At 69.3% G+C, this 15,459-nt stretch carries 15 protein-coding genes; 2 read left to right on the forward strand and 13 right to left on the reverse strand.

Annotated elements, in window-relative coordinates; translation table 11 throughout:
* Positions 1-7 precede the first annotated feature (7 nt).
* Both hrpA and RQG77_RS18430 read left to right on the forward strand, forming a co-directional pair.
* Positions 8-3,913, forward strand: coding sequence for an ATP-dependent RNA helicase HrpA (gene hrpA / locus RQG77_RS18425; RefSeq protein ID WP_311246036.1), 3,906 nt, complete (start codon positions 8-10; stop codon positions 3,911-3,913).
* 9 nt (positions 3,914-3,922) lie between these two features.
* Entirely contained in the window at positions 3,923-4,867 is a 945-nt protein-coding gene (locus RQG77_RS18430) for an NADP-dependent oxidoreductase (protein ID WP_311246037.1), read from the forward strand.
* A 4-nt stretch (positions 4,868-4,871) separates the two neighbouring features.
* Here RQG77_RS18430 and RQG77_RS18435 read toward each other — a convergent pair whose 3' ends face one another.
* From RQG77_RS18435 to RQG77_RS18495, 13 genes are all read right to left on the reverse strand, one after another.
* Positions 4,872-5,156 (reverse strand): WXG100 family type VII secretion target, encoded by a 285-nt coding sequence (locus RQG77_RS18435; RefSeq protein WP_311246038.1) that lies wholly within the window; start codon positions 5,154-5,156, stop codon positions 4,872-4,874.
* A 40-nt stretch (positions 5,157-5,196) separates the two neighbouring features.
* The gene (locus tag RQG77_RS18440; protein WP_311246039.1) at positions 5,197-5,427 is read right to left on the reverse strand and encodes a hypothetical protein; all 231 of its coding nucleotides are present in this window, start codon (positions 5,425-5,427) and stop codon (positions 5,197-5,199) included.
* Positions 5,424-5,909, reverse strand: a complete 486-nt coding sequence (locus RQG77_RS18445) for a hypothetical protein (protein ID WP_311246040.1) — start codon at positions 5,907-5,909, stop codon at positions 5,424-5,426. The genes RQG77_RS18440 and RQG77_RS18445 overlap by 4 nt, the downstream gene beginning before the upstream one ends.
* A complete protein-coding gene (locus RQG77_RS18450; protein WP_311246041.1) occupies positions 5,906-6,391 on the reverse strand; it encodes a hypothetical protein in 486 nt (161 codons plus the stop codon). Before RQG77_RS18450 ends, RQG77_RS18445 begins: the two co-directional genes overlap by 4 nt.
* Positions 6,388-7,674 (reverse strand): putative T7SS-secreted protein, encoded by a 1,287-nt coding sequence (locus RQG77_RS18455; RefSeq protein ID WP_311246042.1) that lies wholly within the window; start codon positions 7,672-7,674, stop codon positions 6,388-6,390. Before RQG77_RS18455 ends, RQG77_RS18450 begins: the two co-directional genes overlap by 4 nt.
* Complete coding sequence (locus RQG77_RS18460; RefSeq protein ID WP_311246043.1) at positions 7,674-7,976, reverse strand: hypothetical protein; 303 nt, start codon at positions 7,974-7,976, stop codon at positions 7,674-7,676. The genes RQG77_RS18455 and RQG77_RS18460 overlap by 1 nt, the downstream gene beginning before the upstream one ends.
* Positions 7,977-8,104: 128 nt before the next feature.
* Positions 8,105-8,701, reverse strand: a complete 597-nt coding sequence (locus RQG77_RS18465) for an alkylhydroperoxidase domain protein (RefSeq protein WP_311246044.1) — start codon at positions 8,699-8,701, stop codon at positions 8,105-8,107.
* Positions 8,698-9,318 carry a CMD domain protein gene (locus tag RQG77_RS18470; protein WP_311246045.1) on the reverse strand — a complete coding sequence of 207 codons (621 nt, stop codon included), beginning with the start codon at positions 9,316-9,318 and terminating at the stop codon, positions 8,698-8,700. Before RQG77_RS18470 ends, RQG77_RS18465 begins: the two co-directional genes overlap by 4 nt.
* A complete protein-coding gene (locus RQG77_RS18475; RefSeq protein WP_311246046.1) occupies positions 9,315-10,334 on the reverse strand; it encodes a putative FMN-dependent luciferase-like monooxygenase in 1,020 nt (339 codons plus the stop codon). Before RQG77_RS18475 ends, RQG77_RS18470 begins: the two co-directional genes overlap by 4 nt.
* Entirely contained in the window at positions 10,331-11,959 is a 1,629-nt protein-coding gene (locus RQG77_RS18480) for an ABC transporter ATP-binding protein (protein ID WP_311246047.1), read from the reverse strand. The genes RQG77_RS18475 and RQG77_RS18480 overlap by 4 nt, the downstream gene beginning before the upstream one ends.
* On the reverse strand, positions 11,956-12,849 hold the full coding sequence (locus RQG77_RS18485; protein WP_311246048.1) for an ABC transporter permease: 894 nt from the start codon (positions 12,847-12,849) through the stop codon (positions 11,956-11,958). Before RQG77_RS18485 ends, RQG77_RS18480 begins: the two co-directional genes overlap by 4 nt.
* Positions 12,846-13,793 carry an ABC transporter permease gene (locus tag RQG77_RS18490; RefSeq protein WP_056312436.1) on the reverse strand — a complete coding sequence of 316 codons (948 nt, stop codon included), beginning with the start codon at positions 13,791-13,793 and terminating at the stop codon, positions 12,846-12,848. The genes RQG77_RS18485 and RQG77_RS18490 overlap by 4 nt, the downstream gene beginning before the upstream one ends.
* A gap of 22 nt (positions 13,794-13,815) precedes the next feature.
* Positions 13,816-15,450 (reverse strand): TIGR04028 family ABC transporter substrate-binding protein, encoded by a 1,635-nt coding sequence (locus RQG77_RS18495; protein WP_311246049.1) that lies wholly within the window; start codon positions 15,448-15,450, stop codon positions 13,816-13,818.
* Between the last annotated feature and the right edge of the window lie 9 nt (positions 15,451-15,459).

The raw sequence follows: 15,459 nt of genomic DNA on the forward strand, positions 1-15,459 counted from the left end.
GAGTGCTATGTCGTCCCCCGTGATCATCTATCCTCCCGAGCTGCCCGTCAGCGCCGCCAAGGACGAGATCGCCGACGCCATCCGCGACAATCAGGTCGTGATCGTGGCCGGTGCCACGGGGTCGGGCAAGACGACCCAGCTGCCGAAGATCTGCCTCGACCTCGGCCGCGAGCGCATCGCGCACACGCAGCCCCGCAGGCTCGCCGCCCGGACGATCGCCGAGCGCGTGGCCGAGGAGCTGCAGGTCGAGCTCGGCACGCTCGTCGGCTACAAGGTGCGCTTCACCGACAAGGTGTCGGAGGAGACGCGCGTCGCGCTGATGACGGACGGCATCCTGCTGAACGAGATCCACCGCGATCGTCTGCTGCGCCGCTACGACACGATCATCATCGACGAGGCGCACGAGCGCTCGCTCAACGTCGACTTCCTGCTCGGGTATCTCGTGCGGATCCTGCCCGAGCGCCCCGACCTCAAGGTCGTCATCACGTCGGCGACGATCGACCCCGAGAGCTTCGCCCGGCACTTCGCGACACCGCAGGGTGAGCCCGCGCCGGTCATCGAGGTGTCCGGACGCACGTATCCGGTCGAGATCCGGTACCGCGCGCAGACGGAGGAGACCGAGGAGTCCGACGAGGTCACCGCGATCGTCGCGGCGCTGCGCGAGCTCGACAGGGAAGAGCCGGGCGACGTGCTGGTGTTCCTCCCCGGCGAGGCCGAGATCCGGGATGCGGCGGATGCCGTGCGCGGCGCGTATTCGAAGGACCGCTCCCCCACCGAGGTGCTGCCGCTCTACGGGCGCCTGTCGGCCGCCGAACAGCATCGGGTGTTCGAGAAGAGCCGGGTCGCCGGCGTGCGCCGCCGCGTGGTGCTCGCCACGAACGTCGCCGAGACCAGCCTCACGGTGCCGGGCATCCGCTACGTGATCGACACCGGCACCGCGCGCATCTCGCGCTACAGCAACCGCTCGAAGGTGCAGCGGCTGCCGATCGAGGCGATCTCGCAGGCCTCGGCGAACCAGCGTTCCGGCCGCGCCGGCCGCACCAGCGACGGCATCGCGATCCGCCTCTACAGCGAAGAGGACTTCGACAAGAGGCCGGAGTTCACCGAACCCGAGATCCTCCGCACCTCTCTCGCCTCCGTCATCCTGCAGATGCTGTCGCTCGGCTTCGGCGACATCACGGCGTTCCCGTTCCTCACCCCGCCCGATTCCCGCGGCGTGAAGGCGGCCGTCGACCTGCTCACCGAGCTCGGCGCGGTGACCGGCAGCGGGGACTCTCCGCACCTCACCCGCATCGGCCGCGACATCTCGCGCATCCCGATCGACCCTCGCTTCGCCCGCATGCTCATCGAGGCGGGGCGCACCGCATCGGGTTCCTCGAACGTCACGCGCGACGTGCTCGCGATCGTGGCGGGGATGTCGATCCAGGACGTGCGCGAGCGTCCGTCGCAGGAGGCCCCGCAGAGTGTGCGCGACGAGGCCGACCGGATGCACGCGCGCTTCGCCGACCCGACGAGCGACTTCCTCTCGATCCTCAACCTCTGGAACCACCTCAGGGAGCAGCAGCGCGAGCTGGGTTCGAGCGCCTTCCGACGCCTCTGCCGCTCCGAGCACCTCAACTACGTCCGCGTGCGCGAGTGGTTCGACGTGCACCGTCAGCTGCGGTCGCTCGTCAGGGAGAAGGATGCCGGAGGCTCCGGCACCGCGGATCCGGATGCGATCCACCGTGCCCTGCTCGCGGGCCTCCTGTCGCAGATCGGCATCCTCGACGAGCGGAACACGCCCAGCCGCGGCCAGAGTAAGACCCCGCCGAAGGATGCGAAGCGCCGTCAGGCCGAATATCGCGGCGCCCGCGGCATCCGCTTCTCGATCTTCCCCGGTTCGGCCCTGCGCAAGAAGAGCCCGCCGGCGGTCATGGCCGCTGAGATCGTCGAGACCTCGCGTACCTATGCACGCACTGTCGCCGCGATCGATCCGGCCTGGGCAGAGGCGCTCGCGGGCGACCTTGCGAAGCGCCAGGTCACCGAGCCGCACTGGTCGAAGGATGCAGGAGCCGCCGTCGCCTACGAGAAGGTGACGCTGTTCGGCGTCGAGATCATCCCGCGCCGCCGCGTGCAGTTCGCCCGGATCGACCGCCCGGCCTCGCGCGAGCTGTTCCTCCGGCACGCGCTGGTGGAGGGCGAATGGGATCCGACGCGCATCGACAAGCGCGTGAGCGCGTTCTGGCGCAGCAACGCCGAACTGCGCAAGCGCCTCGAGAAGCTCGAGGAGAGGGAGCGCCGCCGCGACATCCTCGCGGGAGACGAGGCGGTCTTCCGCTTCTACGACGAGCGCATCCCCGCTGACGTCTTCGATGTGCGCTCGTTCGAGAAGTGGTGGCGCGAGCAGCTCGCCACGACCCCGAAGCTGCTCGTGATGCGCGAGGCCGACCTTCTCGACGACGACAGCCGTGCCGACCAGAACGAGTTCCCCACCCGGTGGACCCAGGGCGATCAGGTGCTCGGGCTCGCGTACCGCTTCGAACCGGGCGCCGCAGACGACGGCGTGAGCGTCGTGATCCCGCTCCCCCTGCTCGCGCAGATCGAGGACCGCGGCTTCGACTGGCAGGTGCCGGGGCTTCGTGCGGAACTCGTCACCGGTCTGTTGCGCGCGCTGCCGAAGGCGATCCGACGTCACGTGGTTCCCGCGGCCGACTGGGCCGACAAGTTCGGTGCCGAGCTCACCGGAGAGGGCCCGGAGTCGCACGGGGGCCTGCCCGGCCGCACGCTCAAAGAGGCACTCGCCCGCCTGATCCAGCCGCTCGCGAACCAGCTCGTCTCTGCGGCCGACTTCGAGGACGACCGGGTGCCGGCGCATCTGCGCATGAACTTCCGTGCCGTCGACGAGCGCGGGCGCATCGCGGGATCGAACCGCGACCTCAGCGCACTGCAGGCCGAGCTCGCCGATCGGGCGCGCAGCAGCGTGGCACGATCGATCGCGGCGCCACCCCGCCGCCCCGGGCCCTCGCGAGGGCCGCAGCCGGCAGCCGCGGCCACCACATCGATCGAGCAGGACGGCCTCACCACCTGGACCTTCGGCGATCTGCCCGACGTTCTCGACACACGCGTGGCCGGCGGCGTCGTGCGCGGCTACCCGGCGATCGTCGATCAGGGCAAGACCGTCTCGGTGCGCGTGGAGTCCACGGCTGATGCGGCGGTCGCGGCCACCCGTGCGGGCGTGCTGCGGCTCGTGCTGCTCGGTGTGCCCTCGCCGTCGTCCTACGTGCAGCAGCACCTCACGAGCCAGGAGAAGCTCGCACTCGCCGCATCGCCGTACCAGTCGGCCGCGGCGCTCATCGAAGACTGCCGAGCAGCCGTCGTGCAGAACCTGATCGACCGGGCGCACCCCGGCGGCATCATCCGCACCGAGGCCGAGTTCGTGAGGGTGCGCGACGCCGTGTCGGCATCGCTCGTCGACGAGCTGTTCGCCTGTGTGTCTCTCGTCGCCCGCATCCTCACCAAGACACGTGACGTCGAACGCGGCATCAAGTCGCAGAACTCGCTCGCGCTGCTCGGGCCCCTGAACGACATTCGCACGCAGCTCTCGGGCCTGCTGCACCCGGGGTTCGTCTCGGCGGCGGGCGTCGACCGTCTCGCGCACTTCCCGCGCTACCTCGACGGGATGCTCGATCGGCTGAAGACGCTGGCGAGCGAACCCGGCAAGGACCGCACCCGCATGAGCGAGTTCGAGCGCATGGCGAAGGTGTTCGAGGATGCCGGAGGCACGATCCCGCTCGCTCCGCATGCGTCGCCCGCGCTCGTCGAGACGCGCTGGCTGCTCGAGGAGTATCGCGTGAGCGTGTTCGCGCAGCGTCTCGGCACCGCACAGCCGGTCTCGCCGCAGCGCATCATGAAGGTGCTGTCCGCACGGGGGTAGCCTGAAGGCATGGCTCGCGCGATCGTCTACACAGAGTTCGGTTCCCCTGACGTGCTGCATCTGATCGAGACCCCCGATCCGATCGCCCTGAGCGGCGAGGCGGTGGTGCGCATCGAAGCCGCAGGCGTCAACCCGATCGATGCCAAGCTCCGCTCGGCCAAGCGCCCGTCGCCGCCCATCACCGAACCGCGCGGCGTGGGCTTCGACGGCGCCGGTGTGATCGAGTCCCTCGGCGACGGCGTCGACGCCTTCGCCGTGGGCGACCGGGTGGCGATCCGCGACACGGTCGGCACCTACTCGAGCCTGCTCGCCGTGGCGGTCGACAAGCTCGTCGCCCTCCCCGATTCGGTCACCGCGGCGGAGGGCGCCGGCATCGGCATCCCCGCGGGAACGGCGCACCAGGCGCTCCGCTCGCTCGGCATCACGGAGGGCGACGTGCTTGTCGTGCACGGCGGCTCCGGATCGGTCGGGCAGGCGGCCGTGCAGTTCGCCGTCGCCTGGGGCGCGACCGTGATCGCCACCGCGAGTCCCGCCCGCCACGATCAGCTGCGTGAACTCGGCGCGATCCCGGTCGCCTACGGCGAGGGGCTTCTCGAGCGCGTGCGCGAGGCGGCTCCGGAGGGCGTGACAGTCGCTCTCGACTGCGCCGGCACCGATGAGGCCATCGAGGTGTCGCTCGAACTGGTCGTCGACCGCGACCGCATCGCGACGATCGTGCGTGGACCGGACGCCGCATCGTTCGGCATCCGTGCCTTCTCCGGCGGCTCCCCCGTGCCGCTGACCGAGCAGGAGCTCGCGTGGCGAGCCGAGGCCCTCGCGGCGACCGTCGATCTGCTCGCGGCCGGCGACTTCACGATCGAGCTCGGTCCCGAGCTTCCCCTCGCCGAAGCCGCGCAGGCCCACGAGCTCGTGGAGTCCGGCGCCGCCTCGGGGAAGATCGTCCTGATCCCGTAGAGCCTCAGGACCAGACGTCTGCGGCGGTGTCGGCAGTGCTCATGGAGATGGAGTTCGCGGCGATCAGTCGGCGCGTGGCTTCGGCGAGCAGGGCTTTCATGCTCCCGATCGCGGTGGACCACTCCTGTTGTGCCCGGTCGTAGGCACGCTGTGCCTCCCCGTCCCACGCGGCCTCCAGCCGTTCGATCTCGGAATCGAGGGTGTCGAGTTCGTGCTCGAAAGCTCTCACTGCGAGTGCGAGCTGCGCGACCGTCTCCACGACCGCGTCGTGGCGGACCGAGACCTTCATCGCAGCTCAGAGAGGTCCCGTGCGAGAGTTCTGTGATCTGTCACGGCATGATCTCCACTTCCACTCGAGTGATGACGATCGCTTCCCCATTGAGTTCCCCATGCGCGGGTGTGCCGGCGTTGACCCCCTCGTCGAATTGCCTCTCGAAGCTCTCCGGGCTGCAGTAGTCGTCGACCGCGGGACCGAAGAGGATCACGATGCCGGTATAGGTGTTCGGGCCGTCGCCGTTCTTCACCAGTCCCGAGTACGTGCGTCCGGCACTGTCTGTCATCGTAACTCCGAGAGTTCCTGTGCGAGGTCAAGTTCGCGCAGCACGTAGGACTGCGCGACGCTGTCCGTCAGGTAGTACGTGTAGAAGATCGCCGCGGCCTCGTCGGCGGTGAAGACTTCGTTCGAGAACACGCGTACCGCACGGTCATGGCTGATGGGGATGAGAGTGGTCGTGCCATCAGTAGGTTCCGAACGTCCCACCGCATACAGGTGGCTCTCACCATCGGGGCCAGGCAGTCGCACCTCCACGGTCACCCCCTCATCCGAACCCGCGGCCTGCATGAATGAGTCAGTCGCAGAGTCGCGGAACCCGACAATGCTCGTCGGATCAGCGCCGCGCCAGATGGAGTAGGTGTATCTCTCTTCTGAGCCAAGGAGGTCGAGCATGCGGCGCAGTTGATCGAGAATCGGCCGGTAGTCGTCCGTCAACCACCCTGTCTGACCGCTGGATGTCGCCTGAGCGAATGGACCGTAGAGCGTCATCGTTCCTCCGAGAGTTCGTGCGAGAGATCCAGTTCGCGCAGCACATAGGGCTGCGAGACGGAATCCGTGAGGTAGTAGGTGTAGAAGATGACCGCGGCCTCATCGGCGGTGAACACCTCGTTCGAGAACACTCGCACCGCGCGGTCATCACTGATGGGGAGGAGAGTGGTCGCGCCGTCAGCAGGATCGGGCCTGCCGACGGTGTAGAGGTGAGTCTCACCATCAGGGCCCGGGAGCCGCACCTCCACGGTCATCGCGTCGGCGGAGCCTGCGGCCTGCATGAATGAATCGCTGGCCTGGTCTCCGAAACCGACGATGGTTGTGGGGTCGTCTCCGCGCCAGACGATGTACGTGTGCTTCTCCTCACCGTCCAAGCTTCCGAGCATCAGACGAAGGTGTTCCGCGGCCGTTCGAAAGGCCTCATCGATCCATCCGTCCTGGCCGCGAGGTGTTCTCTCGGCGAACGGTCCGTAGGAGGTCATGGTTCCTTCCTCACGATCACCCGCGTGATCGCTATGTCATTGCCGTCGAGCCTTCCAGTCGCGGACGTGCCGCCGTTGACCAATTCGTCGAACTGCCTCTGTGTGCTTCCTGGGCGGAAGTATTCGTCGTAGGCAGACCCCGATTTGATCTCGACTGCAGTGTAGGTCCCGTCGGAGTTCTCAACGAGGCCGTCGTAATACCGACCGTTTTGCGGCGAATTGTCGAAGTCCACTCTGACCTTGGTTCTGATCACATCGACATGGCGCTCATCCGCGAACTTGTCGAGACCGATCCTTTCTTTATCCACCCACAGCGGACTGTTCTGCCCCTTGGCGAAATGGCCGAGGTAGTCACGGCCGTCACCGCGATCCAGACCCCTGATCCGATCACCACCCGCGTGGTTCTCGGTGAGCCACCGTCCCGCGGCATCGCCCATCATCGTCGCGCCTGCGCCGGCGACTCCCACTCCGGCGACGGCGAGTGCGGGAGCCCCTGCCAGCGCACCGACACCGGTGATGGTGATAGCCCCACCTCCGGCTGCAACGGCGGCACCGCCGAGGAACGTGGCAGCGCCGCCGAGGAGCTCGAGGATGATGTCGGGGTGCTCCCACAGCGTCTGCGCCGAGATCGCGAGCATGTCCATCGTCGCCTGGAACGGCTGGACGACGGCGAGGGTGAAGATCGCCTCGGTCATCGCGTGCTGGGTCTGCGTCGCGGCTTCCGCGTCGGTCAGCGGCATCCGTGCCGCATCCGCGGCCTCGTCCAACCGGATCGCGCAGTCCCGCGCGTACACCTCGAGAGTCATCCGCGCGTTGAACAGGACTTCACGCGCCTCGTCGTGCGCCGGACCTGACGGATCGATGAAGGGCACGTCCGCATCGGGATGCCGCAGTCCTTGGCCGACGCGCATTTCCCGCACGTGCGCACGGTGGGCGGTCAGCGCCGCCGCCGCCTGCTGCTCCGCCTCGTTCCAGAGCGTGATCGCACGGTCGGCTTCGTCCTGCGCCCACTGCACTGCGTCGGCCCACGTGAACAGTGCGCTCGCTCCGGCACGGAGCCACTCCCCCGCGCGCTTCCAGTGCAGCAGCTGGCGCTCGAACCGTTCGAGGTATGCGTCGTAGGCGGCGCCCTTCCACGTGCCGTCGTCATCCAACGTGGCGAGGTCATCGCGCACCCGCGTCGCTTCTGTGCCACGCGCCTTCCACGCTTCCGCGGCTGCCCGGACGTCGGACACGGACCCCGGCACGAGGTCGGTCGGCGACTGGGTCTGCCCCAGCTCCATCAGTCGGCCCAGATCATCGCGTCGACTTCGGCCTTCGCCGCATCGGTGCCCTCGTCGAAGACCCGTGCGGTCGTTCGCAACCTGTCGGCGAAGTCGTCGGTGTCGGTCACGCGGGCGGACAGCCCGTCGGACCACGCAGTGCAGAAACGTGCCGCTGCTGCGACCACCCACTCGTGGCCGGCGTCACCGAGCTTCGTCACCTCACGCGAGGTCAACTCTCCGACGACACGAATGGCCTTCGACGACATCGCCCTCAACACGTCGGTGTCGACGTCGTACGAAGTTCCGCCCCCAGATGCCATGCGTCGACGTTAGCAATCTATACGTCGTCATATGAGGACGCTAGGCAGAATGCCGATACTCTCGCCAAAGCGATCAGCCCCCTCCGGCCTCGACGGCGGGAGGGGGCTGACGCAGAACTCGCCCGGGTCTAGGCGGGCGCGACCGGGCGCCCGATCGAGAGCATCAGACGGTTCGCCCAGTTGAAGAACGCGGCGCCGTGGATGACGTCCGACACTTCGAGGTCGTCGAGCCCCGCTGCGCGCAGATGCGCGATCTCGTCGGGGCCGAAGGCGCTCGGGGTGTCGGTCAGGGCGACGGAGGCGGCCACCACCGCGTTCCACCGCTCACCGAGGTCGGCGTCCACGCCCTCGTCGAGCAGGAGATCGACGTCGTCGACGCGCTTGCTGTGGTGCGCCGCGAAGCGCGAGTGTACCGAGGCACAGAACACGCAGCCGTTGCGACGCGAGGCCGCCGTCGCCGAGAGCTCGCGCTCGGCACGCGGAAGCCCCTCCTTGGCGTTGTAGAAGATGTCCTTGTCGACGAGCGTGCGCGCCTTGAGCACCTCGGGGTCGCGCGCCAGCAGCCGGAAGTAGTCGTTCTTCGCACGGGCGGCGTCGACGAGTCCGTCGTAATGGCGCTCGGTCAGATCCTCCTCGGCGAGCGGAGGAAGGTGGGGCGTCCACCCGACCTCGGCCCGGGTGAAGGCCTCGGGGTGCGGTGCGTCATCATGCAGAAGCTCGGTCATGCTGCTTCCTCCTCGGAGTCGGATGCCGCGGCGATGCCGGCGGCCGCGAGAACCCTCAGTCCGGTGATGACTCGCTGCTGGAACGCGAGGAACGAGACGAGCTGCGAGAGGGTGACGATGCCGTCGGCCGACCACCCCGCATCCACCAGTCGCCGGATGTCCGCGGCCGAGGACTCCCGCGGGCGGAACACGAGCAGGTGCGTGTGCGCGAGGGCTGCGGCGAGACGGTCGCCGAGCACGTCTGCGACCTCCGCCGACGGCGTGTAGCGCTCGCCCTCGGTGTCCTCGTCCTGCAGGCCCGCCTCGGTGTACGAGCCGAAGGGTCCGCTGACGGCGGCACCCGTGGCCTCGGCGATCACGACCGTCGCCCGCTGCGGATCAGCCGCCAGGGCCCGGTCGGCGTAGAACGTGCCCGTCGCGTCGGTGTCGCCGGCGAGACGCGTGGCGAACGCGGCGACCAGCTCACGCTCGGCCTGTGACACCTCCGTCGTCGACACCGGCGCGAAGAGAGCGTCGAAGCTCGCCTGGAGCTGCTCCCTGGTGACGGGGCGGCGCCGGCGCAGAGCATCCAGCTCGGGCGTCACCCCTACGATCTGATCGACGATGTCGGTGGTCATGCCTTCTCCTTGATGGTGTCGGTGAGGGCGTAGCCGAGGGCCGGGGCGACCTGCTCGGCGAAGAGCTCGATCGAGCGCAGCACGTGCTCGTGCGGTGCGTCGACGGAGTGCACCTGGAACGCCACCTCGGTGGCCCTCGCCAGGGTGGCGTCGGCGGCGAGCGACTCGGCGACCTCCTCGGGGGTGCCGAGATGGGTGTCGAGCGCGACGATCAGCTCGTCGAGGTCGTCGCCGGGGATCTTCTGCCCCTGGCGTCGGAAGCCCTCGGCGGCACGGCGCAGTCCGACCTCCGCGAAGCGCAGGGCCTCGGCACGGTCGTCCGCGACGAATACCGTGCGCGAGGCCGTCACGCGAGGGGCGACGCCGTCGGGCAGCGCCTCGAGGTAGGCGTCGATGATCGGATCCTGCAGCGCCGAGAGCGGCGCGTGCAGCGCATCCGTCGACCGCGGCTGGGTGCGGGAGAGCAGCAGGCCGTGACCGTGGATGCCTGCCCTGTGGCCGCCCGGTGCCGAGAACGTCGCCTGCCAGATGCGGTCGGCGAGCGTGCCGGCATCCGGATAGAGGGTGTTCTCGGCGCCGATGTCATGCCCCGAGAGGGCGTCGAGCAGCAGGCGGAGCTTGCGGTCGTAGGTCGGCGCCTTGTCGCGCACGTCCTCGCCGAACGGGACGAACGACGACGGCGTCCCTCCGCTTCCCAGGCCCAGGTCGAGGCGTCCGCCGGCGAGGAGGTCGGCGACGACCGCATCCTCGGCGACGCGCACCGCATCCTCGAGCGGCAGCGTGATCACGCCGGTGCCGAGGCGGATGCGCGACGTCTGCGCCGCGACATGGGCGAGGAAGACGAGCGGCGACGGGAGCCCGCCCTCCGCCGCACGGAAGTGATGCTGGGCGACCCACGCGCGTCCGACGCCGTATCGCTCGGCGTGCCGGATCTGCTCGGCGGCCAGCGCGTACCGCTCGGCAGGGGCCGCGTCGTCGAGCAGGCGCGTGAAGAAGGCGATCGTGGGGGCGGTCATACGGGCTGCTCCGTTCGTCCGGGGACGGCTGCGAGCAGCTCCCTGGTGTACTCGTGCTGCGGGGCGTGGAAGAGCTCCTCGGTGTTGCCCTCCTCGACGATGCGACCGCGGCGCATCACCGAGACCGTATGGCTGATCCTGCGCACGACCGCGAGATCGTGCGAGATGAACAGGTAGGTCAGACCGAGCTCGGCCTGAAGCGAGGTGAGCAGTTCGAGGATGCGCGCCTGCACCGTCACATCGAGGGCCGAGACCGCCTCGTCGAGCACGACGATCTCGGGGTCGATCGCCAGCGCCCTGGCGATCGCCACACGCTGGCGCTGACCGCCCGAGAGCTCGCGAGGAGTGCGCTGCGCGACATCGCTCGGCAACGACACCCGGTCGAGCAGCGCGAGCGCCCGGTCCTTGCGCTCGGCACGCGAGCCGACACCGAAGTTCTGCAGCGGCTCGGAGATGATGTCGACGATCTGCTGCCGCGGATCCAGAGACGCGAACGGGTTCTGGTAGACCAGCTGGATGCGGCGGCGCAGCGCCCGCAGCCTCTGACCCGACAGCACGGTCACGTCTTCGCCTTCGATCTCGATGGCACCGGCATCCGGCTGGTGGAACCGCGTGATCAGACGCGCCGTGGTGGTCTTGCCCGACCCGGACTCCCCCACCAGCGCGTGCGTCGTACCGCGGCGCACCCGGAACGAGACGTCGTCGACCGCGCGGAAGCGCTCACGACCGGCGACCCTGAACTCCTTGACGAGCTCGGTGGCGGTGATCGCGAACGGGTTCTCGGCGGCCACTGCCGCCGCGTCCCGCAGGAAGGGCGGAGCCTCGGGCCGGCGGAACCCCGTGATGAACGCCGGGGCATCGGCGAGCAGCTGCTTCGTGTAGGCGTCGGACGGCGCCGCGAGCACGGTCTCGCTCGCGCCCTGCTCGACGATGCGTCCGTCCTTGAGCACGACCAGGCGCTGCGCGCGGTCCGCGGCGACGCCGAGGTCGTGGGTGACCAGCAGGATGCTCGTCCCCTCGTCGCGGCGCAGCTCGTCGAGCAGGTCGAGCACCTTGCGCTGCACCGTGGCATCCAGCGCGCTGGTCGGCTCGTCGGCGATCAGCAGCCGGGGCCGCAATGCGATCGCCGACGCGATGAGCACCCGCTGCCGCATGCCGCCGGAGAGCTCGTGCGGATACTGGCGCACACGCAGGTCGGGGTCGTCGATGCCGACGCGATCGAGCAGCTCGATCACCCGTGCCCGACGCGCACGACCGTCGCGGTGACCGTGCAGCTTCAGCACCTCTTCGACCTGAGCACCGATCGGGCGCACGGGGTCGAGGGACGTCACCGGGTCCTGCGGGACGAGGCCGATCTCGGGCCCGCGGATGCTCCGCAGCGAGCGATCCGTCCACCCCGAGATGTCGAGGTCGCCGAGACGCACGGTGCCGCCCTCGACCCGACCGCCGGCGGGCAGCAGGCCGAGCAGCGCATGCGCTGTCGTGGACTTGCCCGACCCGGACTCCCCCACGAGTGCCAGCGCCTCACCCTCGGCGATCTCGAACGAGACGCCGTGCACGACCTCGCGCTGACCGGTGCGTGTGGCATACGAGACCCTGAGGTCGTCGACGGCGAGAACGGTCATCGCGAGCTCCTTCCGATGCGGTGCGAGATGCGGTTGGCACTGAGCACGACCGCGACCACGACGAGGCCGGGCAGAGCCGTCAGCCACCAGGCGGTGGCGGTGTAGTTGCGACCCTCCGCGATCAGCAGACCCCACTCCGGGGTGGGCGGCGGTGCGCCGTAGCCGAGGAAGCCCAGCGTCGAGATCGCCAGGATCGCGGTGCCGAACTGCAGCGCTGCGAGCGCGACGATCGGCGTGAGCGAGTTCGGGAGCACATGGCGACGGAGGACGCTGAGGAACGTCCCGCCGCTGCCGTACGCCGCCTCGACGTACTCGCTGCGCCGCACGCGTGCGACCTCCGACCTCATCAGACGCGCGAAGGCGGCGACGCTGCCGAGGCCCACCGCGATCGCCGCATTCACGGTTCCGAACCCGAGCAGGATGATGACGGACAGCGACAGCAGCAGACCGGGGATGGCGAGCAGCACGTCGACCACGCGCATCAGGATGTCGTCGACGACGCCGCCGAGGGCTCCGGCGACCGCTCCGAGGAGGGTGCCGAGCGCGAGGCCGACCGTGACGGCGATGAGAGCGCCGGAGAGCGAGTGCACCGCACCGTGGACGACGCGACCGAACAGATCGCGGCCGAGGGTGTCGGTGCCGAACCAGTGCGCCGCGCTCGGCGGCAGCAGCTTGTCGGCGGGAGTGCCGGTGAGCGGGTCGCCGGGCGCGAACACCCCGGGGATCAGCGCCCAGAGCACCGCGAGCGTCACGACGAGGATCGCGAGGTAGAGGCCCCAGGGCCGGGAACGCAGCCCGCGGGCCCGCCTGCTCGGGGCGGATGCCGTGGCATCCTGCTCCGGAGACTCGACGGCGGGGTCGGTCGATGCGGCGATGGCGGCGACGGTCATGCCGAGACTCCTGCCTTCGAGAGGGCGCGCTGGCGGGGATCGATCAGCGGGGTGACGAGGTCGACCGCGAAGCTGATGAGCACGAAGCCGAGGGCGGACAGCAGCACGACGCCCTGCAGCACGGGGATGTCCTGATTCGACACTGCCTGCTCGGTGAGCCGGCCGATGCCGGTGCGGCCGAACACGGTCTCGGTGACGACCGCGCCGCCGACCAGCTCGCCGAACAGCACACCGGCGATCGTGAGCGTGGGGAGCGCCGCGTTGCGCGCGACCGAGCGGGTGAGTACCCACGACGGCGGCGCACCCTTGGCGCGGACCACCGTGATGAAGGGCTGCGCCTGCACCTGATCGATCGCCCGCACCAGCACCTGCGCGAGCGGGGCCGAGATGGGCACGGCCAGAGTGAGAACGGGCAGGACGAGCCCCGCGACCGGGTCGGCGCCGACGATCGGCACCCAGCCGAGGCCGAACGAGAAGACCTGGATCAGCAGGATGCCGAGCCAGAAGACCGGCACCGCGACGAACAGGCCCGGCACCTGGCGGATGCCGTTGCGCAGCCATGCGAACGGGGCGAGAGAGGAGAGCCCTGCGACGAGAACCGCGATCAGCAGTGCCACCACGAGTCCGAGCGACGCCAGCAGCAGGGTCGACGGCAGCGCCTCGGCGAGCATGGTCAGCACCGGGGTGCCGAACTGCGTCGAGTATCCGAAGTCGCCCGCCGCGAAGCCCAGCCCCGCATGCACGTACTGCTGCCACCAGGGCAGATCGGTGCCGTAGGTGGCGCGGATCCCGTCGAGCTGCTCCGGCGACAGCCCGAGGCTGGGGTCGGAGAACTTGATCAGGATCGCATCGCCGGGCAGCAGCTGCAGCAGGAAGAAGGTGGCCGTGAAGGCCGCGATCAGAACGATCGCGGCCTGCCCGGCCCGTCGGAGGACGAAGCTCATCGATGCACCGTGTCAGTCAGGCTCAGTGCTCGGCGAGCCAGACGCCCGAGAAGGTGGGGCGACCGACCGACTCGAAGTCCACACCGTGCACGTAGGTGGCGGCGCCGTAGACCTGCGGCTCCTCGAACAGCGGGATGACGTACGCCTGCTCGGCGATGTAGTCCTGCACAGCCTGCGATGCCTCGACCCGCTTGTCGGTGTCGGGCTCGGAGGCCACGGCCTCGAGCAGCGCGTCGAGCTCGGGGTCGTTCGAGATCAGCGCGTCACGGTTCTTCGTGTAGTACTGGCTCTTGATCACGTCGAAGTCCGCGCGTCCGACCATCGAGTGGTAGAAGCCGGTCTTGAGCGGGTCGCGGGTGTCCGCCGCGTAGGAGCCCGCGTCGGCGGGCTTCACCGTGAGCTCGACGCCCACCTTCGCGAGCTGCTGGGCGACGAGCTCGAGGGTCTGCTTCGAGAGCGGCTGCGGGGCGGCCTCGTAGACGGTGATCGACAGACGCTCGCCGTCCTTCTCGCGGATGCCGTCGGAACCGGGCTCCCAGCCGGCCTCATCGAGCAGCTCCTCAGCCTTGTCGGGGTCGTACGCGTAGTGCTCCGACTCGTCCTTGTAGCCGAGGGCCTCCTGCGACAGCACCGACGTCGCGACCGGGTAGTTCTCGGTGAACAGGGTGTCGACGACCTCCTGCGCATCCACGGCGGCGACCAGCGCCTGGCGGACCCGGATGTCGGTGAGCAGCGGGTTCTCGGGACGCAGCGAGATGGAGTTGTTCACTCCGCGGGTCTGCGGAGCGTAGAGCGTGAAGCCCGAGCTCTCGACGCGGTCCTCGTCGAAGGCCTGCACGTAGCGCACATAGTCGGCCTGGCCGGCGAGCAGCGAGCCGATGCGCACGGAGTCCTCGGGGGTCACGAGCACGTGCACGGCGTCGAGGTACGGGCGGCCCTGGTTCTCGGCGCTCTCCGGAGCCCACGCGTAGTCCTCACGGGCGGTCAGGGTGAACTCGGTGCCGAGCTTCTCGTCCGTGACGGTGAAGGGCCCCGCACCGATGATCGCCTCGGCGTTGCCCGCACCGAAGTCCTCGATCGTGCCGTCGAGGGTCTCGGGTGAGAGGAGTCCGGAGTTGATCGTCGACGTCGCCTGCAGGAAGCCGGGGGCGGGGGCGGAGAAGCGGAAGGTGACGGTGTCCTCGTCGACGACCTCGCTGGAGGCGTAGTTGTTGATCGCCTCCGAGACGGTCAGGCCGCGCTCGGCGTCGCCGAGACCGTAGGTGTCGAAGTTCTTCGCGACCGCTGCGGCATCCAGCGGCGTGCCGTCGGAGAACGTGACATCCGGCTTCAGGGTGAAGGTGTACTCGGTCGCGTCGTCGTTCACGGTCCAGTCGGACGCGATCCACGGCTCGATCTCGAGCGAGTCGGGGTTCTGCCAGGTGAGGCGCGCGGTGATGTTGTTGACCACGCCGCCGTTCGGATAGAAGCCCGCCTGCGGCGGGTACAGGTTCGTGAACGTCTGGTGCTCCAGGTACGTCAGCGTGCCCCCGGTGATGGGGTCGCCGGCCGCAGCCGAGGTGTCGGAGGGCGCGGGCGACGATGCGCAGGCGGCGAGGCCCGCTGCGAGGACGAGCGGGAGCGCGACGGCTGCTGCGCGGATGAGACGGCGGGTCATGCGGTCCTC

Origin of the sequence: Microbacterium sp. WCS2018Hpa-23, assembly GCF_031843845.1 — a bacterium.
In the GTDB taxonomy this organism is placed as follows: domain Bacteria; phylum Actinomycetota; class Actinomycetes; order Actinomycetales; family Microbacteriaceae; genus Microbacterium.